At 73.7% G+C, this 25,383-nt stretch carries 25 protein-coding genes, 1 pseudogene and 1 riboswitch; of the genes and pseudogenes, 13 read left to right on the forward strand and 13 right to left on the reverse strand.

The genetic code is table 11. The features are described 5' to 3' along the window. The first annotated feature begins 52 nt into the window (after positions 1-52). The 4 genes from ACFZAU_RS15385 to ACFZAU_RS15400 are packed head-to-tail and all read left to right on the forward strand — an operon-like array spanning position 53 to position 3,738. On the forward strand, positions 53-793 hold the full coding sequence (locus tag ACFZAU_RS15385; protein ID WP_500552640.1) for a glycosyltransferase family 2 protein: 741 nt from the start codon (positions 53-55) through the stop codon (positions 791-793). After that, positions 790-1,449: a TIGR04282 family arsenosugar biosynthesis glycosyltransferase gene (locus tag ACFZAU_RS15390; protein ID WP_500552552.1), complete on the forward strand. Its 660-nt coding sequence runs from the start codon at positions 790-792 to the stop codon at positions 1,447-1,449. The genes ACFZAU_RS15385 and ACFZAU_RS15390 overlap by 4 nt, the downstream gene beginning before the upstream one ends. Beyond that, positions 1,446-2,291: a methyltransferase domain-containing protein gene (locus tag ACFZAU_RS15395; RefSeq protein ID WP_500552553.1), complete on the forward strand. Its 846-nt coding sequence runs from the start codon at positions 1,446-1,448 to the stop codon at positions 2,289-2,291. Before ACFZAU_RS15390 ends, ACFZAU_RS15395 begins: the two co-directional genes overlap by 4 nt. Beyond that, complete coding sequence (locus ACFZAU_RS15400) at positions 2,284-3,738, forward strand: glycosyltransferase 87 family protein (RefSeq protein WP_500552554.1); 1,455 nt, start codon at positions 2,284-2,286, stop codon at positions 3,736-3,738. The genes ACFZAU_RS15395 and ACFZAU_RS15400 overlap by 8 nt, the downstream gene beginning before the upstream one ends. A 70-nt stretch (positions 3,739-3,808) precedes the next feature. Here the strand turns inward: ACFZAU_RS15400 and ACFZAU_RS15405 are convergent, their stop codons facing one another. Continuing rightward, positions 3,809-4,336: a hypothetical protein gene (locus ACFZAU_RS15405; protein ID WP_500552555.1), complete on the reverse strand. Its 528-nt coding sequence runs from the start codon at positions 4,334-4,336 to the stop codon at positions 3,809-3,811. Positions 4,337-4,547: 211 nt separating this feature from the next. On the opposite strand from ACFZAU_RS15405, the gene ACFZAU_RS15410 reads away from it, so the two are divergent. Beyond that, complete coding sequence (locus ACFZAU_RS15410; protein WP_500552556.1) at positions 4,548-5,024, forward strand: cupin domain-containing protein; 477 nt, start codon at positions 4,548-4,550, stop codon at positions 5,022-5,024. A gap of 94 nt (positions 5,025-5,118) precedes the next feature. On the opposite strand, the gene ACFZAU_RS15415 is transcribed toward ACFZAU_RS15410, so the two are convergent. After that, positions 5,119-7,647, reverse strand: coding sequence for a CehA/McbA family metallohydrolase (locus ACFZAU_RS15415; RefSeq protein ID WP_500552557.1), 2,529 nt, complete (start codon positions 7,645-7,647; stop codon positions 5,119-5,121). 325 nt (positions 7,648-7,972) lie between these two features. Between ACFZAU_RS15415 and ACFZAU_RS15420 the strand changes: the two genes are divergently transcribed. Then, positions 7,973-8,599: an isochorismatase family protein gene (locus tag ACFZAU_RS15420; protein WP_500552558.1), complete on the forward strand. Its 627-nt coding sequence runs from the start codon at positions 7,973-7,975 to the stop codon at positions 8,597-8,599. 86 nt (positions 8,600-8,685) lie between these two features. Here ACFZAU_RS15420 and ACFZAU_RS15425 read toward each other — a convergent pair whose 3' ends face one another. After that, positions 8,686-9,861, reverse strand: coding sequence for an alpha/beta hydrolase family protein (locus ACFZAU_RS15425; RefSeq protein WP_500552559.1), 1,176 nt, complete (start codon positions 9,859-9,861; stop codon positions 8,686-8,688). Between the two features lie 276 nt (positions 9,862-10,137). On the opposite strand from ACFZAU_RS15425, the gene ACFZAU_RS15430 reads away from it, so the two are divergent. Further along, complete coding sequence (locus ACFZAU_RS15430) at positions 10,138-10,614, forward strand: MarR family winged helix-turn-helix transcriptional regulator (RefSeq protein WP_500552560.1); 477 nt, start codon at positions 10,138-10,140, stop codon at positions 10,612-10,614. Between the two features lie 59 nt (positions 10,615-10,673). Here ACFZAU_RS15430 and ACFZAU_RS15435 read toward each other — a convergent pair whose 3' ends face one another. Further along, positions 10,674-11,468, reverse strand: a complete 795-nt coding sequence (locus ACFZAU_RS15435; RefSeq protein WP_500552561.1) for an SDR family NAD(P)-dependent oxidoreductase — start codon at positions 11,466-11,468, stop codon at positions 10,674-10,676. A gap of 171 nt (positions 11,469-11,639) precedes the next feature. Between ACFZAU_RS15435 and ACFZAU_RS15440 the strand changes: the two genes are divergently transcribed. Then, positions 11,640-12,143 carry a winged helix-turn-helix transcriptional regulator gene (locus ACFZAU_RS15440; RefSeq protein WP_500552562.1) on the forward strand — a complete coding sequence of 168 codons (504 nt, stop codon included), beginning with the start codon at positions 11,640-11,642 and terminating at the stop codon, positions 12,141-12,143. 117 nt (positions 12,144-12,260) lie between these two features. Next, positions 12,261-12,803 carry a DUF302 domain-containing protein gene (locus ACFZAU_RS15445; RefSeq protein ID WP_500552563.1) on the forward strand — a complete coding sequence of 181 codons (543 nt, stop codon included), beginning with the start codon at positions 12,261-12,263 and terminating at the stop codon, positions 12,801-12,803. Positions 12,804-12,855: 52 nt separating this feature from the next. Here ACFZAU_RS15445 and ACFZAU_RS15450 read toward each other — a convergent pair whose 3' ends face one another. Then, positions 12,856-14,406, reverse strand: coding sequence for an FGGY-family carbohydrate kinase (locus ACFZAU_RS15450; RefSeq protein ID WP_500552564.1), 1,551 nt, complete (start codon positions 14,404-14,406; stop codon positions 12,856-12,858). A gap of 347 nt (positions 14,407-14,753) precedes the next feature. Between ACFZAU_RS15450 and ACFZAU_RS15455 the strand changes: the two genes are divergently transcribed. After that, positions 14,754-15,503 carry a lysophospholipid acyltransferase family protein gene (locus ACFZAU_RS15455; protein WP_500552565.1) on the forward strand — a complete coding sequence of 250 codons (750 nt, stop codon included), beginning with the start codon at positions 14,754-14,756 and terminating at the stop codon, positions 15,501-15,503. 52 nt (positions 15,504-15,555) lie between these two features. Here ACFZAU_RS15455 and ACFZAU_RS15460 read toward each other — a convergent pair whose 3' ends face one another. From ACFZAU_RS15460 to ACFZAU_RS15475, 4 genes and pseudogenes are all read right to left on the reverse strand, one after another. Continuing rightward, on the reverse strand, positions 15,556-16,539 hold the full coding sequence (locus tag ACFZAU_RS15460; protein WP_500552566.1) for a tetratricopeptide repeat protein: 984 nt from the start codon (positions 16,537-16,539) through the stop codon (positions 15,556-15,558). A 254-nt stretch (positions 16,540-16,793) separates the two neighbouring features. After that, entirely contained in the window at positions 16,794-17,225 is a 432-nt protein-coding gene (locus ACFZAU_RS15465; RefSeq protein WP_500552567.1) for a DUF5958 family protein, read from the reverse strand. Positions 17,226-17,587: 362 nt separating this feature from the next. Continuing rightward, on the reverse strand, positions 17,588-17,803 hold the full coding sequence (locus ACFZAU_RS15470; protein ID WP_500552568.1) for a hypothetical protein: 216 nt from the start codon (positions 17,801-17,803) through the stop codon (positions 17,588-17,590). A gap of 355 nt (positions 17,804-18,158) precedes the next feature. Further along, positions 18,159-18,539: pseudogene (locus ACFZAU_RS15475) on the reverse strand (winged helix-turn-helix transcriptional regulator); the annotation flags it as partial. A gap of 38 nt (positions 18,540-18,577) precedes the next feature. Between ACFZAU_RS15475 and ACFZAU_RS15480 the strand changes: the two are divergent. From ACFZAU_RS15480 to ACFZAU_RS15490, 3 genes are all read left to right on the forward strand, one after another. Continuing rightward, positions 18,578-18,883 (forward strand): putative quinol monooxygenase, encoded by a 306-nt coding sequence (locus tag ACFZAU_RS15480; RefSeq protein ID WP_500464585.1) that lies wholly within the window; start codon positions 18,578-18,580, stop codon positions 18,881-18,883. After that, positions 18,880-19,932 (forward strand): NADP-dependent oxidoreductase, encoded by a 1,053-nt coding sequence (locus ACFZAU_RS15485; protein WP_500552569.1) that lies wholly within the window; start codon positions 18,880-18,882, stop codon positions 19,930-19,932. The genes ACFZAU_RS15480 and ACFZAU_RS15485 overlap by 4 nt, the downstream gene beginning before the upstream one ends. A gap of 71 nt (positions 19,933-20,003) precedes the next feature. After that, entirely contained in the window at positions 20,004-20,771 is a 768-nt protein-coding gene (locus ACFZAU_RS15490; protein ID WP_500552570.1) for an SDR family oxidoreductase, read from the forward strand. A gap of 78 nt (positions 20,772-20,849) precedes the next feature. Here the strand turns inward: ACFZAU_RS15490 and ACFZAU_RS15495 are convergent, their stop codons facing one another. The 4 genes from ACFZAU_RS15495 to ACFZAU_RS15510 form a co-directional block, all read right to left on the reverse strand. Further along, the gene (locus tag ACFZAU_RS15495; RefSeq protein WP_500552641.1) at positions 20,850-21,977 is read right to left on the reverse strand and encodes a DUF4190 domain-containing protein; all 1,128 of its coding nucleotides are present in this window, start codon (positions 21,975-21,977) and stop codon (positions 20,850-20,852) included. A 262-nt stretch (positions 21,978-22,239) separates the two neighbouring features. Continuing rightward, positions 22,240-22,923 (reverse strand): thiamine phosphate synthase, encoded by a 684-nt coding sequence (gene thiE, locus ACFZAU_RS15500; protein WP_500552571.1) that lies wholly within the window; start codon positions 22,921-22,923, stop codon positions 22,240-22,242. A 2-nt stretch (positions 22,924-22,925) separates the two neighbouring features. Continuing rightward, positions 22,926-23,735 (reverse strand): hydroxyethylthiazole kinase, encoded by an 810-nt coding sequence (gene thiM / locus ACFZAU_RS15505; RefSeq protein WP_500552572.1) that lies wholly within the window; start codon positions 23,733-23,735, stop codon positions 22,926-22,928. Positions 23,736-23,832: 97 nt separating this feature from the next. After that, on the reverse strand, positions 23,833-25,239 hold the full coding sequence (locus ACFZAU_RS15510) for a purine-cytosine permease family protein (RefSeq protein WP_500552573.1): 1,407 nt from the start codon (positions 25,237-25,239) through the stop codon (positions 23,833-23,835). Then, a riboswitch (TPP riboswitch) is annotated at positions 25,230-25,322 on the reverse strand. (Overlaps the previous gene by 10 nt.) Positions 25,323-25,383 lie beyond the last annotated feature (61 nt).

A 25,383-nucleotide genomic window follows, 5' to 3' on the forward strand; every position in this document is an offset into this window, starting at 1 on the left:
AAGACAGCGGAATCCCTTTTGTGGCTTTTGCGCCCGTAGGGTGAGTCGGGTGATCGAGACATCCCCTTCTCCCTCCGTCCCGGTGGACGTGGTACTGCCGTGCCTCGACGAGGCCGAGGCCCTGCCGTGGGTGCTGGACCGCATCCCCGAGGGCTGGCGCGCGATCGTCGTCGACAACGGCTCCACCGACGGCTCGGCTGACATCGCCCGGGCCCTCGGGGCCCGCGTCGTCCACGCGCCACGGCGTGGTTTCGGTGCCGCGTGTCATGCGGGACTCACCGCTGCGACGGCCGACGTTGTCTGCTTCTGCGACTGCGACGCCTCCCTCGACCCCTCGTTGCTGCCCTCCGTCACCGGACCCGTCCTGGCAGGCACCGCCGACCTCGTCCTCGGCCGGCGCAGGCCGGTCACGCGAGGCGCGTGGCCCCTGCACGCCCGGCTGGCCAACCTGGAACTGGCCCGGCTGGTCCGCCGGCGCACCGGCCTGCGCCTCCACGACCTCGGACCGATGCGCGCCGCCCGCCGCGAGTCCCTGCTCGCCCTGGACCTGACCGACCGCCGCTCCGGCTACCCCCTGCAGATGGTGGTCCGTGCCGCCGACGCGGGATGGCGGGTGGAGGAGACGGACGTGCCGTACCTTCCGCGTACGGGCCGCTCCAAGGTCACCGGCACCTGGCGCGGCACCTGGCAGGCGGTCCGGGACATGCGTTCCGTGCTCGCCGAACCTCCCGCAAGCGAACCTCCCGCCGCCGGACCGGCGACCGCGGAAACCGCACGGGGGACGGCACGATGAGCCCCCGTCAGCCGGCCGCGGGCCGCGCCACGCTGCTGGTCATCGCCAAGGAACCCGTGCCGGGACGGGTCAAGACACGGCTCACTCCCCCGTACACGGCCCAGGAAGCCGCCGCACTCGCCGAGGCGGCCCTCACCGACACGCTGCGCACGGTGCTCAGGGCCCCTGCCCGCCGCCGGGTCCTCGTCCTCGACGGTGCTCCCGGTCCGTGGCTGCCGCCCGGCATCGACGTCGTCCGCCAGGAGAGCGGCGGCCTGGACGAGAGGATCGCCGCCGCCTTCGCCCTCTGCGACGGCGGACCGGCCCTCCTCGTCGGCATGGACACCCCGCAACTGACCGTGGAACTCCTCGCGGAGGCCGGGCAGGACGGTCACGACGCCTGGTTCGGCCCCGCCGAGGACGGCGGCGGCTTCTGGGCGCTGGGCTTCGCCGAACCGGGGCGCGCCGCGGCCCTCGTGCGCGGCGTGCCGATGTCCACGGACCGCACCGGTGCGACGCAGCGGCGCCGGCTCGTCGAGGCCGGGCTCAGCGTGCGCGACCTGCCGGTGCTGCGTGACGTGGACACAGCCGCGGACACGGCCGAGGTCGCCGCCTGCTGCCCGCCCGGCTCGCACTTCGCCACGACGCTGAACTCGCTCGCGGTGGCGGGCCGATGAGCGGGACGGCAGGCAGCCCGGACCCCGTCCTCGCCGAACCGGCGACGCGAACAGCGGGCCGCTGGAGAACCCGCAAGCCGGAGCGCCCCGGCGGCCTCCCCGTACGGGCCCGTCCGGTCGGGCAGCAGCCGGGCGAGCCGTGGACGGACGACCCCTACGCCCACGCCCTGCGCACCGGCCGGGGCCCGCTCTTCCTGCGCCACCTGTCGGCCCCCGGCGCACCGGACGGCACTGCGGGGGCAGGGCAACTGCTGCCGCTGGACGTCGAGCGCTGGTGTGGCCCCGCCGACGCCGCCGACACCACCGTGCTGGACCGGTGCACCGGCCCCGTCCTCGACGTCGGCTGCGGACCGGGACGCCTGGTCGCCGCCCTCGCCGCGCGCCGGGTGCGGGCGCTCGGCGTGGACGTGAGCCAGGCCGCCGTGGCCCGGACCCGGCAGCACGGCGGGTCCGCCGTACGCCGTTCCGTCTTCGACCGCCTGCCCGGGGAGGGCCGCTGGGGCAGCGTCCTGCTGATGGACGGCAACATCGGCATCGGCGGCGACCCGCCCGCCCTCCTCACCCGCCTGCACGCCCTGGTCGCGCCCGGTGGGCGTCTGCTGGCGGAGGCCGCGCCGCACGACCGGGACGAGCGCCTCACCGTACGGGTCGAGGACGCCGGAGGCCGGCACGGCCGTCCGTTTCCCTGGGCCCGCCTCGGCACCACGGCGCTGCTGCGCACCGCCCGGGCGACGGGCTGGGTCCCGGCCGCCCGGTGGACCTGCGAGGACCGCCCGTTCGTGGAACTGCGCCGCCCCGGCGGGGCCCCAAGGACCACCGGGAGGCCCGACGCGCATGAGTGACGCCACCGCCGCACACCACCGGTCCCCTCAGCCGCCGACCGTCCCGCCCGTCGCATCCGTGGAGCGCGCGCCGGCCCGCGTGCGCACCATCGCCGTCGCGGTGCTCCTCGCCGCACTGACCGCCGTCGTCGTCGGCACCCTGCGCGTGGGCGACAGCCGGAGCGACCCGGGCCTGATACTGGCCGGATACGCCGTCGCCTGGACGCTGTTCGCCGCCTCGGCGTGGGCCGTCCGCAAGGTCCCGGCACGCGCCGCCACCGCGCTCGTCCTCGCCGGGGCGGCCGCCGTGGCACTGGCCGGACTGGCCGCGCCACCCCGTACCAGCACCGACATGTACCGCTACGCATGGGACGGCCGTGTCCAGGCCGCCGGGGTCTCCCCGTACGCCCGTCCTCCAGCCGCGCGCGAACTCGCCGGGCTGCGTGACGACTGGCTGTTCCCCACCACGGGTTCCTGCCGGGGCTGGGGGCTGACCCGGACGGACAGCGGCTCGTGCACCCGCATCAACCGGCCCGACGTGCCGACCGTCTACCCGCCCGTGGCCGAAGGCTGGTTCGCCGCCGTCCATCTCCTCTCGCCGTCCGGCAGCCGCCACAAGCCGCTCCAAGCGGGCGGTGCCGTACTGGCGTTCACCACCACCGTCGCCCTGCTGGCGGTGCTGCGCCGGCGCGGTGACCCCCGCCGGGCCCCGGCACTCGCCGCCCTGTGGGCGTGGTGCCCGGCCGTCCCCTTCGAAGCGGTGAACAACGCCCACATCGACGCCCTCGGTGTCCTGCTCACCGTGCTCGCCCTCGGCACCGCCGGCGCCGGGGCCCGGCGCGGCGCGCTCCTCGGTGCCGCCGTCGCCGTGAAGGTGCTGCCCCTGCTGACCCTGCCCGGCGCGCTGTCCGGGGAGCGCGGTCCGGCCCGCATCCTGCGCACGGTGACGGCGACGGTCGCGGTGGTCGCCTTCGCCTACCTCCCCTACGTCGCCGGGTCCGGCGCGGGCGTCCTGGGCTATCTGCCCGGCTACCTGCGGGAGGAGGGCTACGAACCCGGTGACGTGCACCGCTTCGCCCTGTTGCGTCTGCTGCTGCCGGACTCCGCCGCGGGAGTGGTCGTCCTCGTGCTGCTGGCCCTGCTGGCCCTGCAGGTGTGGTGGCGCGGCGACCCGGCCCGCCCGTGGCGCGGTGCGCTCGCGCTGACCGGTACCGCACTGCTGCTGGTGTCGCCCAACTACCCCTGGTACTCGCTGCTCGTCGTCGGCCTCGTCGCGCTGGACGGCCGCTGGGAGTGGCTGTCCGTCACCCTCGCCGGCACCCTCCTCTACCTCGGGGGCGGCCTGCTGCCCGGCATCCCCCTTCAGACCTGCGCGTACGGTGCGGCCGCCGTGTGCATCGTGGCCGGAGCCTGGCTGCGCGCCGCCCCGGGGCGACGGTTCCCGCACGGACGTCGGTCGCGCGCCTGACGTCCGTCGGCCCACGGCCGGCGACGAGGTCGTCACCACCGTCCGACGGCGCACACCGGCGAGGCCGCGCTCAAGCCCCCGGGACCCGTCCCGGGGGTGCGGTGTCCCCCGGCCACGTCACCGTCAGCGAACCCCCCACTGGCAGGGCGTGCCAGCGGTCGGCGTGGGCGTCGAACGCCACCACGATCCGGTCGACCACCGCGGGAACGCCGGCGGCCGCCATGTACGCGGGGAGCTCACGTGCGTGGCCGCGCCGGACCTCCCACACCCGCAGGGCGACGTCGGCCAGCTGCTCCGAACGGGCCATGTCCGCCTGGGCCCGCGGCGAGGGCTTCACCGGCCTGGACTTGCGGCGCCGGGCGGCCTTGGCGCGCTCCTCGGGGTCGGCGGGCCAGAACAGGCCGTTGTCCCCGGCGGCCAGCCGTCCGTAGACGCCCAGCCCGATGCCCGCCTCCGTCTCGACCAGGAAGTGCACCAGGTCGTGCGGGAGGTACGGATGCCCACCGGGCCCGTTGCGCGGGGCGAGTGCGGCCCCGGTCTCGCGGTGCACGGCGATGCCGTAGCTCGTACCGGGGCCCTTGGTGAAGACGACGCGCATGCCCGGAACGATAGGAGCCGGCCGTGGCCGGGCGCACCCGGATTTCCACCGGGGGGCGAGTGCTGCCCGGGCGGACGGGCGGATTCCGCTTTAGGCTCCTCGATGGGTCCGGCTGCGACGTGCAGGCACGGACCGGAATCCGTCCATGCCGTTCCGGGCCGCTCTGCGCGCGCACATCGGAGCATGCGAAACAGGACAGGAGAGCGCCCCCATGACCCGAATGGCGTTCCGTCGAGGCCTTCTCGCCCTGGGCCTCACCATGGCGGCGCTCGCCGCCTGCGGCCCCTCCGCGCAGGACGTCAGCGGAGAGGCGCCGGCCGCCGCGGTCTCGCCGGGACCGTCGACGAGGCCGAACGACAAGCTGTCCATCCAGTTCGAACAGGCACTGCCCGACGTCAAGGGCAAGTCGTTCACCTCGGCGATCGTCGACTACCCGCCGAACGGGACCACGCCCCCGCACCGTCACGGGGACGCCTTCGTCTACGCCTACGTACTCAAGGGCACTGTGCGCAGCCAGCTCGCCGGCGAGCCGGTCCACACCTACCGGCAGGGCCAGTTCTGGGTCGAGCCGCCGGGCGCCCACCACGTGCTGTCGGAGAACGCCAGCCGCACGGAGCCGGCGCAACTGCTGGTCGTCTTCATCAGCAACACGGGCGAGGCGCTCAAGACCGACGACCCGTCGAGTTAGCGCGACCCCGCCACCGCGAACGGCCGGGCCTCGCCCGGACGGGTCAGGCGCTGCCTGACGATCCGAACGAGGCCCGGGAGCGGGGCGGGGCGGCTCAGACGAGCTTCACGCGGAAGACCTGGTGCGTCTCGTCGCGCTGCGCACGGGTCGCGCCGCGGTCGCTGGTGAAGACCACGACACCGCGGTGCAGGGCGGGCCAGGTGTTGTTGCCCCGGTGGCTCACCTGGACGGCCGCGGACCAGCCCTTCGCGCGGTCGAGGGTGGCGGTGAAGACCTTCCACCGCCAGTCGGCCGAGCGGGAGTCGTACCAGACCGCGCGGACCGTGCCGTCGGGGTCGACGCCGAGCCTGGCCCGCTGGCTCATCGCGTCGGCGTCGAGGGCCACGTTCTCGAACGCCGTCCACGTGGTGCCGCCGTCGGTGGAGCGGCTCGCCCGCAGCTGGAGGTTGGAGCCGGAGCTCTGCAGCGCGCCGCTCTCCCAGATCGCGACGAAGGTGCCGTCCTCGTCCACGGTCAGGCCCGGGTGCCGGTCGGAGCGGTCACTGACCCGGCTGACCTGGACCGGGTTGCCCCAGGCGCGGCCCGGTGCCTTGCGCACCGACGCCAGGAGCTGCCAGTTGTCGGGATCCGTGCCGCCGCCGGCCGGCTGACCGGCGGGCGGGGTGTGGCCGGTCCACAGCGGGTCCGGGTCGTAGCGGTCGTCCTGCCAGGTGACCACGGCGTGGCGGCCGTCGTGGACGGCGATCGCCGGGAACAGCGAGGCCGGGTAGCGCGGGGAGCGCGCGTCGCCGGGAACGCCGGGGCTGGTGGCCTTGCCCGCCGAGGAGACGTTGACCGCGGCCCTGTCGACGCCGACGATCTGCGCGTACACGTCGAACGCGCCGCCGCTGTTGTCGGACCAGGCGACCAGCGGACGCCCGTCGACCAGGGCCAGCGCCGGGTGGACGGCACGCCCCTTGCCCTTGCTGATCTTGTCCGGGGCCTTGAACGACCTGCCGCCGTCGGCGCTGTGGGCCAGCAGGATCACCGGTCGGTGCGGCTGCTCCTTGCCCAGCTCGTCCTGCCAGACCACCCATACGCGGTCGGACGCGGCGGCTATGCGCGGGAACCGCGCGGTGGCCGAACGGCCGGAGAGCGTGAGGGACTTGGTCACCCTGCCCTTGGCGTCGACCCGGCGGTAGACCACCTTGCTCGCGTGGTCCTCGTGCACCTCCGCCACGACGTGCGTGATGTCGCCGACGACCGCGACGTCTGAGAAGCCGGTGAACGTGCCCGCCTCGCCGGTGACGAGTTCCGCCGCGTCACCGGCGGTGTCGGCGGCCGGGAGCGGGATCTCGGGCCGCGGCGCGGCCGGCGCGCCGACGGAGACGAAGACCGGCGAGGTGGCGCCGCGGAGCTGGTCCGGCAGGTTCGGGTCGGCGTCGGAACCGGAGGGGTCGCCGGGGGAACGGGCCTCGGCACGGAACCAGCCGTGGTCCGTGCCCTTGAGCACGAGCGGCAGCTCGTAGCTCTCGTTGGCCCGCTGCGGCCGGTAGGTCGCGACGGGCCCCGCCGAGCGGCCGGGAGCGGCGTACACGTGGACGGTGGTCCCCTTGCCGCCCTTCACCTTCACGCGCAGGGTGGCCTTCTTGGGCAGCTTGCGGTCGGCCACGACCACCTCGTCGCCGCCGATCGCCTCGAACACGCCGTCGCCGTCGACGTCGGCCTCGATCGTCAGGAACGGCCCCGCGGTGTTCTGCGCGACCGTGGTGCGGCCGCTGCGGAAGCCGTCGAGGACGCCGAGGACGGAACGCTCCGCCGCGAAGACGTGGGTGGTGGGCGTCCCCGGGGAGTCGATGTCCCACAGCTCGCGGAAGTGGCAGTCGCTGGCCGCCGCCACGCCGAAGCGGAAACCCGCGTTCCAGCGGTTCTCCGCGTACTCGACCTGCTCGTCCGGGCCGGTGGAGACGTTGAGGACCTCGACGAGGTCCGCGCCCTGGACGCTGGCGTTGGCGTTCGGGCCCGCGGCCGGCGTGTACTCGCCGTCGTCGGGGTGGGCCTGCGACCACACCGCGCCCTGCGCGTGGGCGTCCCAGACGGACTGCTGCACGTGGCGGAAGGCCGCGGAGCCGGGCGGGTTGGCGCCGTCCACGATCACGTCCACGTTGCCCAGCACGATGGCGTGCGGCGAGCCGTTCGCCTCCTCGCCCGGGATCAGCAGCAGTTCGGACGACTTCCACTGCGGGTCCCAGACCTGGTCGTACGTCCGGTGGTCGGTCAGCGGCATGAAGTCGAGGCCGGCCTTCTCGCCCTGCGCGATCTGGTCGCCGACGGGGAGGTTGCCGGGCAGTGTCTGGTGCGAGGTCTGGCGGGGGCCGCTGCCGTCCGAGGAGTGGTCGTCGTGGACGTGGGTGTCACCCGCGAGCCACTTCCCCTTGGGCGCCTTGTTCCGCTTGGAGGCGGAGACCCCGGCCGCCGGCTTGACCTTGCCGCTCGACCCGGAGGCGGGCCCCGAGGCGGCTTGGGCGGTGCCCGCGCCGATGCCGACCGCCACGACGGCGGAACCCGCCAGGACGACGAACTTCCGCCGGCTGAGGGCCTCGGACCCGCGGTCCGGCTCTTCGGCCCCTGTTGCTGTTTCCATCTGCTGCGCCTTTGTGCGAGACGAACGAGTGACGCGGCATGCGCTCGTGCGCGCTGCATGCCCCTGCTTGCGTCACGCTGCCAGCCGGTCCGGGTGCCGCGCATGGGTCAAACACCCCTAAGCCGCGACCGCCGCCAGGGTCAAACGCCCCGGGGCACCGCACGGGCCCGCGCGCCACCCTCACCCGCGGCGCCGTCCCGCGGGTTGCGGCGGCTCCGGGGCCGCCCTGCGCTTGCACACGGCGAGGGTGCGGGTTAGCGTCGAAAGAAGTCACCTATTTTGACTATTTTGGACGGTGTCATCCCCGACTGCAGGAGTGTGCAGCATGTCGGACAGCAAGTTCCACGAGTTCCTGACCCCCGACAACAGCGCGCTGGTCCTCGTCGACCACCAGGTGTGCCTCTACAGCGGTGTCCGGGACACCGACCTGCTGGAGCTCAAGCACAACGTGGTGGCCCTGGCGAAGGCGGCACAGGTCCTCCACGTCCCGACCGTCGTCACCACGACCTCCGCGGAGAGCCTGTGGGGCCCGCTGATCGGCGAACTGGCCGAGGTGCTCCCCGACACGGTCAAGGTGATCGACCGGAGCACGGTCAACGCCTGGCACGACGACCGGGTCCGCGAGGCCATCACCTCCACCGGGCGCCGCAAGCTCGTCTTCACGGGCATCTCCCTGGAGGTGTGCGCCTCGCTGCCGGCCATCGCGGCCGCCGCCGAGGGGTACGACACGTACGTGGCGCTCGACGCGTCCGGGACGTTCTCGAACGCCAAGCGGGAAGCGGGCCTGATCCGGCTCCAGCAGGCGGGGGTCATCGTCAGCGACTACGCGACCCTCATGGTCGAGATCCTCGGCGACAACGCCGCGCCCGAGGCCGGGGCGGTGTACGCGGCCCTCGACATGCCGTTCGCCGTCCTCGTCGGCCAGATCTCCGCCGCGTACGGCGGCACGTGACGGCTCCTCCCCCGCGCCGGGGCCGCCGCCGGGGCCGCACCGGCGGCCCCGGCACCGGGCGGTCGCGCCTCCCGGATCCGGCCCGGTCAGTCGCCGCCCGGCAGTGCGCCCCTCGACAGCCGCAGCCGCTCGTCCAGCCAGGCGCGGGTGACGCCCCAGGCGTGCCCGTCCGGGTCGATCACGTCGAAGTGGTCCGAGCCGGGCGACATCACGAGCGTGACGTCCGCCCCCTTGGCCGTGGCGGCACGGGCGTAGGTCTGCGCGTAGACCGGCGGGATCACCTCGTCGGCCGAGCCGTGGACCACCAGCATCGGGACCGGGACCCCGCCCCCGGCGAGTTCGACGGGGGACGCGACGGCGTACCGGTCCCCGTGTTCCGCGACGCTCCCGCCCAGCAGCAGGCGGGTGATGCCGCGCCCGGCCCGCGCCGCGACCGCGGGCCACACGTCGGGGTGGGAGGGCGGCGGCGCGTTGGACGGGACGTCGCCGTCGAAGTCGGTCAGGCCCTCGCCGAGCGCGACCGAGTCGGCGTGGACCAGGTCGAGCACCCCGGCCAGCGTCACCACGCCGATGGGCTTGACCGCGGGACGCGCGCCCGGGGCGCCGTCCGGCAGGGCGGAGCGGTGCGCGACCCAGGCGGCCAGGTGACCGCCGGCCGAGTGCCCGACGACCAGGACACGGCCGGCGTCGACCGCCGGGTCGAGGTGCGCGACGGCGTCCACGGCCGCCGCCATGTCCTCGAACGTCCCCGGCCAGCCGCCACCGGGTTCGCCGATCCTGCGGTACTCCACGTTCCAGACGGCGTAGCCGCGGGACACCAGGTCCTCGGCGAGCGGTACGACCTGCCGGCGGTCGAACATGGCCGTCCACCATCCGCCGTGCACCAGGACCACGACGGGGAAGGGCCCCTCGCCCTCGGGGAGGTAGAGCTCTCCGACCTGGGAGGGCTCGCTTCCGTAGGCGATGGTCCGCACCGGCCGGGAGCCGTCGGCGTCGTCGTCGTAGCGCACACCGCTCTCGGCGCTGACGAGGTGGTCGATCGTGGCGAAGAACGCGCCGATCTCGGGGAGGTTGGCCCCCTTGGCGCGCGACTCGTCGAAGGCCAGGGCGTCCGTCCATTCGACGACGTCCAGCCAGGTGTCGTCGGCGACGCGTACGAGGCGCGCGGCGACGAAGCCCCGGCGGTCCTTGCGGAACGCCGACAGCATGTCCGACGTCCTGTCCGGTGCGACCACGAAGGTGGTCAGCTCGATCACAGACATCCACAGCTCCTGACGGGTGGTGCGCGGAACGCATTTGGTGAGCAAAATTGATAGTCACTGATCTTGACTATTCACTCTAGGCGTCCACGGGAACGGCTGCAAGCTCGAACGACGACGCGGCGGGACGGCGCGACGGAACACGGACGCGAACGCGGACGCGGGCGTGAAGTCGGCGGCCGGGGGCGGCACACGGAGAGGCCGCGCCACTACGATCGACCCCAGTGAATTCCACGGGACGCGGAAGGGCGGCCGGACGTGCGGCGCAGTGAACGGAAAGTGACGGATCCCGACGTGGGGATCATGTCCGCGCGCCTGCTCTTCTCCGTCCAGAAGGAACTCTTCGAGAAGCTCGCCGAGCAGGGCCACCCCGAGCTGCGCCCCCAGCACGGTGCCGTCCTGGGGTACATCGACGAGGACGGCAGCCGGGCGACGGAGCTGTCGCGGCTGTCGGGCACCCACAAGCAGGTCATCGGCAACCTGATCGACGAACTCGAAGCCCTCGACTACGTGGAGCGCCGCCCGGATCCGAGCGACAGGCGCGCGAAGCTGATCGTGCCCACCGCCCTGGGACGCGACCAGATGCGCAAGTCCGACGCCATCATGGCCGGCATCGAGCAGCGTCACGCCGCAGAGCTCGGCGAGCGGGAGTACGCGCGCTTCAAGGCCGCCTTCCGGCGGATCACCACGCTGCAGACGGAGCGGTCCGAGGAGTCCGCCACGCCCCGCAGGCGCCGCTCCACGACCGGCGGCTGACGGACCGGAAGGGCCTGCCGGGACCCGGGCCGCCGCCCCCGGCCGTCCCGGGTCACGCACTACAGGCGGGCGGTCATCCCGCCGTCGATGGCGAGCGCGGCGCCAGTGATGAACCCCGTCTCGTCGCTCAGCAGGAAAGCCGCGAACGCGGCGATCTCCTCCGGCCGGGCCATCCGCCCCAGCGGGTGCATCGCCTCGGCCGTGCGCCAGGAGTCCTCCGGCGACTCGTCGGGGTCGGTCAGGTTGGGGTCGGTCAGCGCGAGGGCGCGCGACAGGGGAGTGTCGACGCCGCCGGTGATCAGGGCGTTGACCCGGATGCCGGCCAGGGCGACGTCCAGCGCCGCCGACTGCGTGAGCCCTATGACACCGTGCTTGGCGGCGTTGTAGGAGGCCCGGTTCGGGTAGGCGGCCACCCCGCAGACGGAGGCGTTGTTCAGGATCGCGCCGCCGCCGCTCTCCCGGAGGGCGGGGATCTCGTGCTTGAGCGCGTAGAAGACGCTGGTGAGGTTCACCGCCATGTCCGCGTGCCAGGCACTGCTGTCTATCTCGGTGACGGGGCCGTCCGCGGTGGGTGCGCCCGCGTTGTTGAAGGCGCCGTCGAGCCTGCCGTAGCGGCCCAGGGCCACGCGGACCGCCTCCGCCACGTCGGCCTCCACGGTCACGTCGGCGCGCACGAAGACGGCCTCGCCGCCGAAGGCGCGGATGTCGGCCGCCAGCGCCTCGCCCACCTCACGGCCGCGGGCCGCGAGGACGAGCTTCCCACCCTCGTCGGCGACGCGCTCCGCGGTCGCCCAGCCCATGCCGGAGGTGGCTCCGGTGATGAGGATGACTTTCCCTGCGAAACGTGCGTTCACGATCACTCCCATGCCCGGACCGCGGTGCGACGCCCCGGCGGCCCGCCCTCGCGCGAGGGGAAAAGGGTGGTACTAAGTCTTGATTGTCCCGATTCTTACCAATGAGGGTAAGCGGCCTCGCGCCGAGCGGCAAAGGTCTAGGCTTGCTTTGAGCAAGTCTGGAGGTGCGACATGCCAGGCCCTCGTCGTGGAACCGCCGACGGCCCGTGCCCGATCGGCCGGGCCGCCGACGTCCTGGGCGACCGGTGGACCCTGCTGATCATGCGCAACGCCACCGCCGGGATGACGCGTTTCGACGAGTTCAAGGCCGAACTGGACATCGCCGACAACGTCCTGTCCAGCCGGCTGCGGCAACTCGTCGAGTCGGGGCTGCTCGCACGCGTCCCCTACCGGCCCGAGGGCGGCGGCCGGACCCGCGACGAGTACCGGCTGACGCGGGCGGGCGAGGACCTGCTGCCGGTGCTGCACGCCATGATGGTCTGGGGCGACGCGCACAGCGAGCCCGCGGCCCCGACGCGGCCGATGCGTCTCGTGCACAGCACGTGCGGGGAGTCGATCGAACCCGGCCGGCGCTGCCCGCGCTGCCGGAAGCGCGTGCCGCGCTCCGAGACCGCCTGGGTCAGGCCCTGGCGGGGTGACGTCACCCAGGTCCTGGGCGCCGCCTCGACCCCCTGACCCGCCCCGGGATCGCCACGCACGACGTCGACGATGCCCGTTTTCTGGCTTTTGTTGCGAAAGCCTGTCGCGCGCCCTAGCCTGGCTGGTGTAAGGCAAGCCAGAAGGGAGCAGATCATGGTCCACGACACCACGACGACGCACCCCGCGATCCGCGCACTCCCCCGTTCCGTCACACGGCTGGAGATCCCCGTCGGGGCGGACTACGAGCAGTTCCGGACCCGCTTCGAGCAGGCCGTCCCCCCGATCGACTACCGGCACACCTTCGAGCTGGTCACTGAACGGGCTCCTTGGAGTGCCGTGCGCCGGCTCGCCGACGAGGGAGCCCCGCACGGCTTCATGATCTACTGGAAGTTCGACGCCCAGCCGCTGTTCGGCGTGGCCGGCGACGCGGCCCGCTGCACCGAGTACCTGATGGGCAACCACACCATCGCCGAGCGCATGTACCGGCACGACGCCGGTGCCCTGATGTACGCGCCCCTGCGCACCACGATCCACGAATCCCCCTCCGGCGAGGCGGTGTTCGCGATCGACCGGCCCAGCGACACGGTCGCCGCGCTCGGCCGGCCGGAGATCACGGAAGTGGGCCGCGAGCTGGACCGCAAGGTCGGCGTGCTCCTCGCCCACCTCGGCGTCCCCGTACCCGACGAGCTGACCTGACCGGACGGCGAGGCCCCAGGCGTCCGGCCCGAAGCATCCACGGACCCGCGCTTCACCCACCCGCCGTGCGGGTCGCCCCGGAGGACGTCCGGCCGGACCCCGTACCCGCGATGCCCGCGGCCTCACGCTGGAACCGGGCGAGGGCGTGGACCGCGTCACGCGTCGCCGGGTACAGCTCCCGGTACAGGGCGTGCAGCCCGTCGTACGCGGCGCTCGCGGCCGGGTCGGGCACGCACCGGTCACGTACCGGGTTCCAGTGCGCGGTCGCCGCCTCGTCCGCCCGCCGTGCGGCGAGCCGGGCGGCACCGTAGGCGGCGCCGACGGTGACGGTGGGGATGTCCTGGGGCAGCCCGGTGACGTCGGAGACGATCCGGGTCCACAGCCCGCCCCGCGTGCCTCCGCCGACCGCGACGACCCGCTCGACGGCGGCGCCCGCCTGCTCCATGGCCTCGACGTTGTGGCGTACGCCGTGCGCGGTGGCCTCCAGCGCCGCCCGGTACAGATCCCCCCGGGTGTGCTCGACGGTGAGGCCGGCGATCACCCCGCGGGCGTCGGGGTCGGCGATCGGGGTGCGCTCGCCCGCGAAGTACGGGAGCATCGCGAGCCCCCGCGCGCCGGGGCCGCTGTCCGCGGCCTCCGCGAGCAGCGCCGCGCGGTCGGGGGCACCGAAGAGACCGCGCAGCCACTCGGTGACGGCACCGGAGGTGGCCATGCCACCGGCGAGGGAACGCGTCCCGGGACAGGCGCCGACGGTGCTCCACAACTCCGGCACGCGCACCTGCCCGGTGACGGTCGCGATGAGGAACATCGTCGTGCCGTACATGAGCATCAGGTCCCCCGGCCGGGTCGCGTCCACACTGACGGCCTCGGCCCAGGCGTCGACGGTGCCGGTCAGGACGGGCGTACCGGGCGCGAGCCCGGTCGCGGCCGCCGCCCCGGCGGTGACCGTCCCGGCCTCGTCCCCGGGCCAGCGCAGCTCGGGCAGCTCCGCGTGCGGCCACACCGCGTCCACCCAGGGGCGGTACCACTCCTGCGCCCGGGTGTCGTAGAAGGGGACGGACTGGCTGGCCGAATGATGGTCCAGCACGTAGGCGCCGGTGAGCCGGTGGACGAGGAAGGACGACGGCATGAACAGCCGCCGCGCCGCCGCGAACACCTCCGGTTCGTGCTCGGCCACCCACGCCACCTTCGGGCCCACCGCCTGCGTCGACAGCACGCTGCCGCACCGGTCGAGCACGGCCTCGCGGCCGAGTTCGGCGTCCAGCCGGGCGATCTGCGCGACGGCCCGGGTGTCCACACCGTAGAGCACGGCCGGGCGCAACGGCCGGTTCGCGGCGTCGGCCAGCGCGACGCACGGGCCCATGCCGCTCACGCCGACGGCCTCCACGTGCACCGGCCGTGCCGCCCGTCCACCGCCGGACAGCAACTCGCGGACGATCCCGCAGAACTCGCCCCACCACACCTCGGGGTCCATCTCGACGTGTCCCGGCGCCGGGCGGGAGACGGCGTGCTCGCGCACCGCCGTCGCGATCACCGTGCCCGAGGCGTCGACCAGGACGCCCTTGCTGCTGGATGTGCCGATGTCGACACCGAGGAAGGCCATGACTGCATGTCACCACACGCCTGCCCCGCGGCGCCGGACAAGCGGTTCGCCGAGGGCGCCGAGACGCCCCCACGGCCGGGCCCGCGCTCAGTGGTTCCAGCGGTTCACGCTGCCCTCGTCCCGGCAGTGGATCGTGCGGCCGTTGCCGGCGTGCTCCCCGGAGCCGGGGCGAGTTGATCGTTGCCCCATGCAGCAATTAGGCTCTTGCATGGTCAAGTACATTGTCGGCCATCCTGAACGGAGACCGCCCGACGAGGACGCCTGACCCGCGACCGGTCTGCCACGTACCGGGCAACGACACGACGAGCGGCGCCCATCGACGCCGCCCGAGCAGAGGAGGACCCGGGGTGACCGGCAGATCGCGCAATCCCTACGGATTCTGGTACCGGCTGGCCGCGGCCATCGCCAAGCCCGTGCTGTTCGTGCTCGTCAGACACCGGTGGCGCGGGCACGAGCACATGCCGGCCGAGGGCGGCTTCGTCACCGCCGTCAACCACATCTCGTACTTCGACCCGCTCACCTACGGGCACTACCAGTACAACAGCGGCCGGCCGGCCCGCCTCCTCGCCAAGGCCTCCCTCTTCAAGATCCCCTTCGTCGGGATGGTGCTGCACGGAAGCGGCCAGATACCCGTCCACCGCGGGACCGCCGACGCCGCGCACGCGCTCCGGGACGCGATCGCCGCGGTGAACGCGGGCGAGTGCGTCGCGGTCTACCCCGAGGGCACGGTCACCCGTGACCCGGAGCTGTGGCCGATGGCCGCCAAGACCGGCGCGGCGCGCATCGCGCTGACGACCGGCGCGCCCGTCATCCCCGTCGCCCAGTGGGGCGCCCACCGCATAGCGCCGCCGTACGCGCGCGGGGGCCGGGGCGACCGCCGGGTGTGGCTGGTGCCCCGCCAGACGGTCCACGTCGTGGCCGGGCCGCCGGTCGACCTCAGCCGCCACCACGGCAAGGACCTCACCCCCGACGTCCTCAAGGGCGCCACCGAGGACATCATGGCCGCCATCACCGCGCTCCTCGCCGACATCCGCGGCGAGCAGCCGCCCGCCGAGCCGCACTCCCTGCGGCGTCCGGCACGTCAGCCCGCGAAGTAGCCGGGCCACCGCGTCGCCTCGCGGTCGGGCGCCGGTGCGCACGACGGCCCGTTCAGCCCTCCCGCATGCCGCGCGCCTCGGCCACGAGTGTCCGGGGCAGTTCCGGCCTCGCACACGCGCAGTCGATCAGCAGGTTCCGGTAGGCGGTGTTCGCCAGCCGCGGCGCCAGGGCGATCAGGGCCCTCAGGTCGTCGGACGAGCCGGTCAGGCGCGTGCGGTAGGCCGCGCCGGCGGCGCGCAGGGAGACCTCGTCGGGTGCGTGCTCCAGGCCCCGTTCGACGAGGCTCACGGCCGCGGAGAAGTCGCCCTGCCCGGCACGCACGTCCGCCAGGTCCAGGTAGAGGGACCAGTTGGCGGGGTCCAGGACCAGGGCGCGTTCGAAGGCGGCCGCGGCCTGGTCGGGTTCGCCCATGACGCGCCAGGTGGCCGCTCGCGCGACCGCGGTCCACATGACCGGGGCGACGGCGTCGGCGCGGTCGCACAGCGCGAAGGTCAGCTCGTACCGGCCGCAGGCACGGGGCAGCCGGGCCATGGCGGCCAGCGACTCCGGGACGGGCGCGCGCGCCGACACCACGTCGAGGGCGTGGAACCAGGGCGCGAACCGCTCGCGCATCCCGTCGGTGTCCAGGTCGTGGCCGTGGTCCAGGACGCGCAGGCACGCCTCGGCCAGCGCCTGGGCACTCACCCCGTCGAGGAAGCGCGCGTCGCCGAACCAGGGTGCGGCGCCCCATGCCACGTCGGGCCGCGCGCCCGTGACCGAGCCGAGGGTCATCACCGCGTCGTCCAGGTCCCCTTCGAGGAAGAAGAAGTACCCCTGCGCCAGCACGGCGCTCAGGGAACCGTCCTCTTCGAGCCTCTTCCTCAGCTCCGGGGGCCGGTCCCGCCACAACTCGGCGAGGGCCTCGTGGGGTTCCGGAGCCGCGGGGGCCGCGGCTATCGCCCCCACGAGGAGTTCCACGGCCTGGACGGGGTTTCCGCCGCAATGCGCCATCACCCGGGCGAGACCGACTCCCGCCGCCACTGAACGATTCGACATCGTCCGAGAATAGTCGTGACCAGGGGCCACCTGCGGCCGCCGGTGTCAGCCCGCGGCACCGGTGTCCTCACGCCGCGGTCGCGTCACCGACCCGCCGAAGGTGTGTTGACTGCACCTTCGTTGGCTCGTTGCGCTGGATGACGTTGGTCCGGTCAAGGAGGCATGTGTGACCGAGTCGCTGCATCATCAGCTCAGCGAGGGGCGTATCAAGCTCCCCAGGGATAGTCGCATGGGGTCGTGAGAGAAGGCCGATGCTACGGCTGCTCGGCCGCTGCCGGCAGGTTGTGCCAAGCATGTCCGCAAGCGCCTTTGCAGTACGTATCGCGGCGGCGAGTGTCGGCAACGGCGAACACGGAGACGAGGACGCGGAAAGCCTTGACGTGTTCGGCGGCGGGGAGGCCCGCGAACCCATGGCGGGGCGGGTCCATGCAGATCATTACCGCGGGGTTGGCCGTGGGCTTCACACCGGACCGCGCCACCCCCGCACGGCCGTCCGCAGTCGTGATGTGCGCCTGCATCGCATAGCCGGCGACTTCCTGCAGTACCTCCTGTTGAGTGGTCGGGGCGAGGCCGGAGAACCAGCCGACACCGGCATCCAACGTGCGGAGCCCCTGGGCGATTTCGTTGACGATCCGCTCTGTCTCGCGCCGGAAGGTGCGGCCGTCGTCGCTGCTCGGTTCGGTCATCGCTTGACGATTTCACAACGCCGGTTCCCGGAGAAGGTCGGTATCCGCACCCGATAACCACCCAGGCGGGAACCAGGAACAGTCGGCTCCCGCGACCTGGCAGCGCCGCAGGACTGCCACTCAGCGGCTCGCCGGACGCCTCCGCAGCACATGAGTGACATCGAAAGCCGCCGACATCGATCATCAGGGCTCGCCGCCGAACGACTCCCGAAGAACCAGGCACAGCGACCAGTTCGTGGAGACGGTATCGCTGCCCGTTTGAGTGAAGTGCGGAGAAGGCGCACGGGACCGGCCCGGTGAACGGGGCTGCCGAGGACGGCTCCGGCGTCGCGATACGCCGCCCCCTGGAACCGGGCGGACGGCTATCCGAGCCACGAACCGATCCCGTCCCACGCGGCCTCCAGCTCGCGTGCGTGCACCCGGCCGAGTCGGGCCCGCACCAGGTGGTGGGCGTCGAGCATCTCCTGCTTCCCGCCCATCCCGTCCAGCTCGGCTCCGATCTCCCGGGTCCGCGGGTCCTTCTCCCCCTCCAGGGTCAGAAACCCGTGGAAGAGGCCGATCGCACAGAGCTCGTCCACGAGGCGGTCGGTACGGTCGTCGTCGTCACCGGCGGACGCCCCCAGGCGCAGCCACAGTGCCGGCTCCGCGGCCGGGCCGGCTGCGTCGACCGGAGGGCCCCCCTCCCTGCGCGCCTGAAGGCGACGCCGGACGTGATCAGGGTAGGACCGCTCCCGAAGCGCACGGCGCCGGCTCTCACGTGCCGCGACGAAGACGCCCGCCAAGGCCACCGACGCGACGGCCAGAACGAGCAGCGCGGCCGGAACCATGTCGCCTCCCCACGTGACGTCGCTCGGCCGATGCGGCCATCCGGTGCTCTACCCCACGGATCGCCGTCGACCCCTCCCGCCGCCGCACTGCACGCGAACGGGGTCCTCAGCCGCGCCCCCGGCCCTGGGCGGGCGTGCGCGAGGTGACGATGGGCTCGAGCAGCCGTCGCGGGGTGTTGATCGCGCCCGAGACGGGATCGGCGTCCCGTCCTGAGGGACGGTAGCCCGGTCCGGGTTCGGAGCGGATGTCCTGGACCGGGACGACCGCGCCGCATTCCCGGCAGCGCCCGTCATGATCGAGGTGTCCCCCGTCGAGGTCGTGGCTCAGGAGGCGCTTGACGCCGTTCGGGGAGTAGAAGGACTCCCCCCAGTTCATCAGGGAGTGCACGACCGGCCACAGGGCGATGCCCTTGTCCGTCAGCCGGTACTCGACGCCGCCCGCCGTGTCGTCCTCGCGCGAGAGCACGCCTTCCTGCACCAGCGCCTTGAGCCGGCTGCCCGCATTGTTCTTGGGAGCGTTTCCGCATGTACCAGTTCCTCGTCTCCTTCACCGTCCGACCCGAGCACCGCGACGACTTCGTGCGGGCGGCCCGCAAGGCGGCACGGGACTCCCTCGCCAACGAACCCGGCTCCCACCGGTTCGAGGTCATCGCCGACGAGGAGGACCCCGACGTCTTCTACCTCAACGAGGTCTACGCGGACGTCGAGGCCTTCAACGTCCACGCCGGCGGACCGTACTTCGCGGAGTTCTTCGCCGCGGCCGGCGGTTACGCCCAGGGCCCGACCTGGCTCATGAGGGGCAACCACGTCGGCGACACGGCGTCCGCGTGACCCGGGGCGAGCGGGACACGACGGCGCCCGGCAGCGCGACACGAACGCGCCGGTACGTTCTCGCCGAGCGGCCCGCCTCACCGGTCGGCCCGCTGCGGGAGGGCGTCCTGCGCTACGAGGAGGACGTGCCCGTGCCGGGGCTCGGGGCCGGACAGGTACGGGTGGGGGTCGAGTGGGTCTCGCTGGACCCCGCCACCAGGAGCTGGATGAACGACACCCCGGGCTCCCTGCCGCCCTCCCCCGTGGGTGAGGTCATGCGCGCGCTGGGTGCGGGCACGGTGGGCGCGTCCAGGCACCCGGACTTCGCCGTCGGGGATCGGGTCTGCGGGCTGCTCGGGCTGCAGGAGGACGCCGTCGCGGAGGGCGCCGTCCTGCGGCGCGTCCCGGACGGGGTGCCCCTGCAGGCCTCGCTGAACACCCTGGGCATCGCGGGACAGACCGCCTGGCTGGGGCTGCGCGACATCGGGCGGCCCCGGCGGGGCGAGACCGTCGTCGTCACCGCGGCGGCCGGCGCCGTCGGATCGGTCGCCGTCCAGCTCGCGGTCGCCGCCGGCGCACGGGTGATCGGTGTCGCCGGCACACCGGAGAAGTGCGCGTGGGTACGGGAGATCGGTGCCGCGGAGTGCGTCGACTACCGGGCGGAGGACGTGTCGTCGGCGTGCGCGCGCCTGTGCCCTGACGGGGTCGACGTCGTGTTCGACAACGTCGGCGGGGCGACGCTCGACGCCCTCCTCCCGCACCTGGCGGCCGACGCCCGGGTCGTCCTGTGCGGGGCGATCTCCCGCCACCAGAAAGGACGCGGCCCGGATCCCCTGCGCAACTGGTTCCAAATGCTGCCCGCCAGGGCCCGGATGCAGGGCTTCATCTACATGGACCACCAGGACCGTTTCGACGAGATCGAAGCCGACCTGCTGCCCCGGGTGCGCCGAGGCGAGTTGCGCAGCCGCGAGCACGTGGTCGAAGGACTGACGGCGGCACCCGCGGCACTGCACACCCTCTTCGACGGCACGAACACCGGCAAGCTCCTCGTGCGCGTCGCCCGTTCCTGACCCGTGCCCGCCGTACACGGGCCGCCCGGTGGGGCCCGGCAGACATCACCACACGAAAGAGGAGTCCCAGCATGTCGTCCGTACTCATCACCGGAGCGTCCAAGGGCATCGGCCGGGCCGTCGCCGTGGAATTGGCGGCCCGCGGGCACCGCGTGATCGCCACCGCCCGACGCCCGGAGGCGCTGGCGGACCTCCCCGTCGACCGGCGCCTGCGCCTGGACGTCACCGATCAGGAGAGCGTCGACCAGGCCGTGCGCGACGCCGGAGACGTCGACGTACTCGTCAGCAACGCGGGGGAGACCGTGCGCGCGCCCCTGGAGAGCATCCCGCTCCCGGAGGTCGAGCGGCTCTTCCGGCTCAACACGGTGGGTGCGTTGCGGGTGGCGCAGGCCGTGCTGCCCGCGATGCGCGAGAGGGGCGCGGGCCGGCTCGTCTTCGTCTCCAGCATCCAGGGGCGCCTGGTGCTGCCGATGATCGGTGCGTACGGTGCGAGCAAGTGGGCGCTGGAGGCGCTGGCCGAGACCCTCGCCATTGAGGCGGGCCACTTCGGGGTCAAGGTGAGTGTCGTGCAGCCCGGCGCCGTCTCCACCGGTGGCGGTGCGCGGGCGAAGGTGTTCCTGAAGGAGGACGACCCGTACACCCCGCTCTACGAGGCCCTGCCCGCCCTCCGGGGCGAGGTCATCACCCCCGAGGAGGTGGCCGCGGCGGTGGCCGACACGATCGAACGGCCCGCGCCCCCGCTGCGCGTGCCGGTCGGCGCCCCCGCCGAGCAGGTCCTGCGCGCCCGCAAGGACGCCCCGGAGGCCGAGCCCTTCCTCGCGGCGCGGATCGACTGGTGACCCGGCCCGTCCCCGGCCGCTGACCACCGGCGCCGAGGCCGGTCGCACGGCCGGCGCGACACACCCCGGCCCACGGGCTCAGACGACCGACTCCGGCATGTCGTCCGAGGTGTTCAGGTTCAGCGCCTCACGCACCTTGATCGCCTGCTCGTGGCCGGGCCGGTGCAGGGCCGCCTCGTAGTGGTCGTAGAACGTTCCCACGTCCCCCGCGTCGGCGGCCTTCGCCCAGTGCGGGCGGGCGGCCTCGATCTCCCTCTGGAGGGCCGCGATGTGCCGCTCCGCACCGGCGGGCCATTCGTGGCCGCGCAGGATGCGCGCCTGCTCGTCGAGGGCGAGTGCGACCTCGTGCGCCCAGTCCCGGTAGCCCGCGAAGTCGTCCTTGACGTACTCGGCTTCCGGTTCGAGGCTGAACCTGACGTCGTTGATGACGTTGGCGGCCTTCAGGTAGGCCACCTGGTGCTCGTCGAGCACGGTCTCGTCCCTGCGGACCGATCCCTCGAGGGGACCTGCGGGGTCCCTGTAGAAGAGGCACGTCACCTGGCGGTCGCCGTCCGCCCAGGTGTCCCGGTCGGGCGTGTAGTAGGTCATAGAGAGCTCCGTCGGCAGCGCCCAGGAGTCCATCGCGTAGGCGTTGCTCAGGTCCCAGCACCGGCTGTCGGCCTGCTCGCCGATCGCGTCGTCGCCGGGGAAGGCGTAGCCGTCGGCGATCTCGAAGACCCCGTACACCTCGGCCGTGTGCTCGCCCGCACACGGCACGAGGGAGAACTCCAGGAACTCGTAGGCCGGCCGGTCGTCGGCGGTCTCGATGCAGTCGCCCTTGCGGAGGGAGAAGTAGTCGTCGTCGTAGTGCGCCGCCTCGGCGGCCTCCTCGCCCAGGCCCTCGGGGATCCGGTATGTGCCCAGAGCCAGGGTGACGGCGATGACCAGCGTGCTCAGCGACGACAGCACCAGCCCCGTCGTGGCCATGCCCCTGCCGCGCTCGCCCCGCTTCTCGATCCGGCTCAGCGCCAGCGCACCCAGGACGACGCCGAGCAGCGGCAGACCCAGCAGCAGCCCGGACACCAGCGCCGCGACGGCGAGCCGGTTGAGCGGCGGCCGCGCCGGCGCGGAGAGCGGGGCGGGGCGGGGGACGGCGGGATCGTCGGGTGCGGCGAGTCCACGGAACAGCGCTCCTCGTCGGAGGGTCAGGCGAACGGTTGCGCGAATATATCCGGTTCCTTGACCGCGTCCCGCACCGATGTCCCGATGTGTCCGGCAGGCGGCAGTGAGGTGAATCGGTGCCCAACAGGCCCTGGCGGAGCGGGAGTCGCCGTCACACGGACATGCCCGTGGCCGCGGGCACCACGTTCCTCCGGGTCCTTCCGGGCCCGGTGCGATCATGCGGATGTGAACCGGCTCGGCACACGTGTCCGCACACCGGGACGCTGCGCTGGACGGCCTCCGGGCCCCCGCGCTTCCTGCCGGGTCGTCAGGCGGGGTCGGTCGCACGGCTCCGGGGCTGCGTGCGGTGCCAGGCGGCGGCGTACTCACGGGCCGCGGCACCGGGGTCGTCGGCCGCGCAGATGCCGGACACGACGGCTGCCCCCGCCGCCCCGGCCTCGCGCAGGCGCGGCAGGTCGGCGGGCTCCACGCCGCCGATGGCCACGGCCGGCAGCGCGCTGAGCCGGGCGAGGCGGGCGAAGCCGTCGTGGCCGAGGGAGGGCGGCGCGTCCGCCTTGGTCCGGGTGGCGTGCAGCGCGCCGATGACGACGTGGTGGACGCCCGCCGGGTCCCGTGCGGCGGCGAGCAGTTCGGCGGGGGTCGCGGCGCTCAGGCCCAGAACGGCGTCCGGGCCGATCAGTTCGCGTACGTCGGCCGGGGGCAGGTCCGACTGTCCCACGTGGACGCCCGTCACGTGGACGCCCCGGGCGCGGGCGGCCAGGAACACGTCCACGCGGTCGTTGACGATCAGCGCCACGCGCCGCGGGAGGACCGCCGCCACCTCCGTGACCGTGCGCAGGAAGTCACCGCCGTCGGCGTGCTTCTCGCGGATCTGCACCGCGGTGACGCCGCCCGCCACCGCCCGGGCGACGGTCTCGGCCACACCGCGGCCCCGGGCCCGGCACTGGGCCGCGTCCGTGACCAGGTAGACCGACAGATCGACCGGTGCCACCGTCACGCCACCGCCGCCCGCCCGGCGACGTCGGACTCCCGCAACGCGGCGAGCGCGTCCAGGAACTCCACGGCGAAACTGCCGGGCCCCGCGGCCTTCTTCGCGGCGAGTTCGGCAGCGACCGCGTACCCGGCGACGGCCGCCACCGTCGAGGCGAACCGGTCGTCGTCCACCGCCGCGTAGGCGGCCATCACGGCGCCCAGCGCGCAGCCCCCGCCCGTCACCCGGGTGAGCAGCGCGTCACCGTTGGCGACACGCGCCACCCGTGTCCCGTCGGTGACGAGGTCCACGGGTCCGGAGACGGCCACCACGGCGCCGGTCGCGCCGGCCAGTGCCCGTGCCGCTTCCCCGGCCGCCTCGACACCGTGGGAGGAGTCCACCCCGCGGCCGCCGCCGCCCGCCCCCACCAGCGCGATGATCTCGGAGGCGTTGCCCCGTACGACCGTCGGCCGCAGTTCCAGGAGCTCGCGCGCCAGCGCGGTGCGCACCGGGAGCGCGCCGACCGCCACCGGGTCGAGCACCCAGGGAGTGCCGGCCGCGGTGGCGGCCCGGGCGGCCTCGACCATGGCGGAGCGCTGCTCGGCGTGCGGGGTGCCGAGGTTGACCAGGACCCCCGAGGCGACCCCGGCGAACGGTCCGGCCTCCCCCGGGATGTCGACCATGGCCGGTGCCGCGCCCAGCGCCAGCAGGACGTTGGCGGTGAACCCCGTCACCACCGAGTTGGTCAGGCACTGCACGAGTGGGGAGTGGTCCCGCACGCGCGAGAGCGCCTGCGCGGCGAGGGCGGCGTGATCGGCGGAGGTCGGGGACATGCGGTTCGCTCCTCGGGTGACGGACGGTGTGTGCGGTCGCCCGCGGCCGGTGCCGTACGGCCGGGGCACGGACGGACCGGGGCACGGGCGCGGCGGCTCAGGGCCGCGGGCGGTGGCGCAGACGCAGCGGGGTGTACACCGCGAGGGCCACGAGGAACGCCACGTAGTACGAGAGGTCGGCGCCGTGCAGGGCCTCCGCCACCGGGCCGACGTACAGGGTGGTGTCCATGAACGGCACGGCGGCGGCGAAGGCGGCCACGAAAGCGACCCCGGCGGGCCAGCCGGGCTGCGGCCGGCCGGTCTCGGCGGCGAGGTCGATCTCGGCGCCCCCGCGTGCCCGGGCCCGGGCGAACCAGTCGACGACGACGATGGCCACGAAGCCGGGGATCCAGTAGCCGACGAACAGCAGCACGTTCTGGAAGCGGGCGGTGGTGTCGGCGGCGTGCATCCACAGCACCAGGGGGAAACCCAGCACGGCGGCGAAGGCGGCCGCCGCCGGGCGCGGCACGCGCACACCGACCGTCTGCAGGGCCAGGGATCCGCTGTAGTCGTTCATGGCGTTGCTGCACAGCGCGGCCAGGGCGACGGCGAGCAGTCCGAACGCCCCGAGCGGCCCACCGCCCAGCAGTTCGGCCACGCCTGCGGCGGTCTGGTCGGTCAGGACGGACGCGCCCCACAGTCCGAGCGCCTGGACGGCCACGAAGGACACCACCAGGCCCGCCAGGGTGAACCAGAACATGCGCGAGCGGGAGGTGTTCCGCGGCAGGTAGCGGCTGAAGTCGCTGGCGTACGGGGCCCAGGACAGGGTCAGGCTCAACGCGATGGTGCTGGTCAGGACGAACGCGCCGCCCCGGTCGGCCCCGTGGGCCGAGCCGGTGGCGACGGGGTCGACGCCGTCGAGCAGCTTCCAGGCGATCAGCGCGAAGGCCGCGGCGAGCACGAAGGTCATGACGATCTGCAGCCGGTGGATGGCCTCGTAGCCCAGGACTCCGAGGGCGCCCTGCGCGACCATCATCACCAGGACCCCGAGCCAGAAGGGCAGACCGCACAGCCGGGCCAGCGCGTCACCGCCGAAGAGCCCGATCAGCGCGTCCCAGGCGACCGAGGACAGCCACTGCAGGACGCCGGGCACCGCGACGGCCCGGCCGAAGGCGAGCCGGGCCAGCGGGAGCTGCCCGGCGCCGGTCCGGCTCCCCCAGGTGCCCAGGTAGGCGGTGGGCACGGCGCCGATCACGGTGCCGAGCACCACGGCCGCGAGCGCGGTGGCGAAGTCCAGGCCCAGGGCGATGCCGATGGTGCCGGTGAACACGCCGGTCATGGTCAGGTTGGGGGCGAACCACACGGTGAACAGGCGCCCCGGCCCTCCGTAGCGGTTGCTCTCGGGCACCGGCTGTATGCCGTGTGCCTCGATCCGGAGATCGCCCGCGGCGGCCGGCATGCGGCCGTCGAACACGGTGGGCCGGCCGTCTGCGGGCAGACCGCCGGAAACATGCGCCAATGGCATGGAGACATCCCTCCGCCAGTACGAACTGGTTCAGGTTCGACGGGTGTGATCTCAGCCCCGGTGGGGCACCCCGTGTCCGGTACGAGGGACAGGGTAACCCGACGGCGCCGGCCCGCGGGGACGGCCCCCACCTCGGCCTTCGCG

This window comes from Streptomyces sp. NPDC008238 (genome assembly GCF_042956445.1).
GTDB lineage: Bacteria > Actinomycetota > Actinomycetes > Streptomycetales > Streptomycetaceae > Actinacidiphila.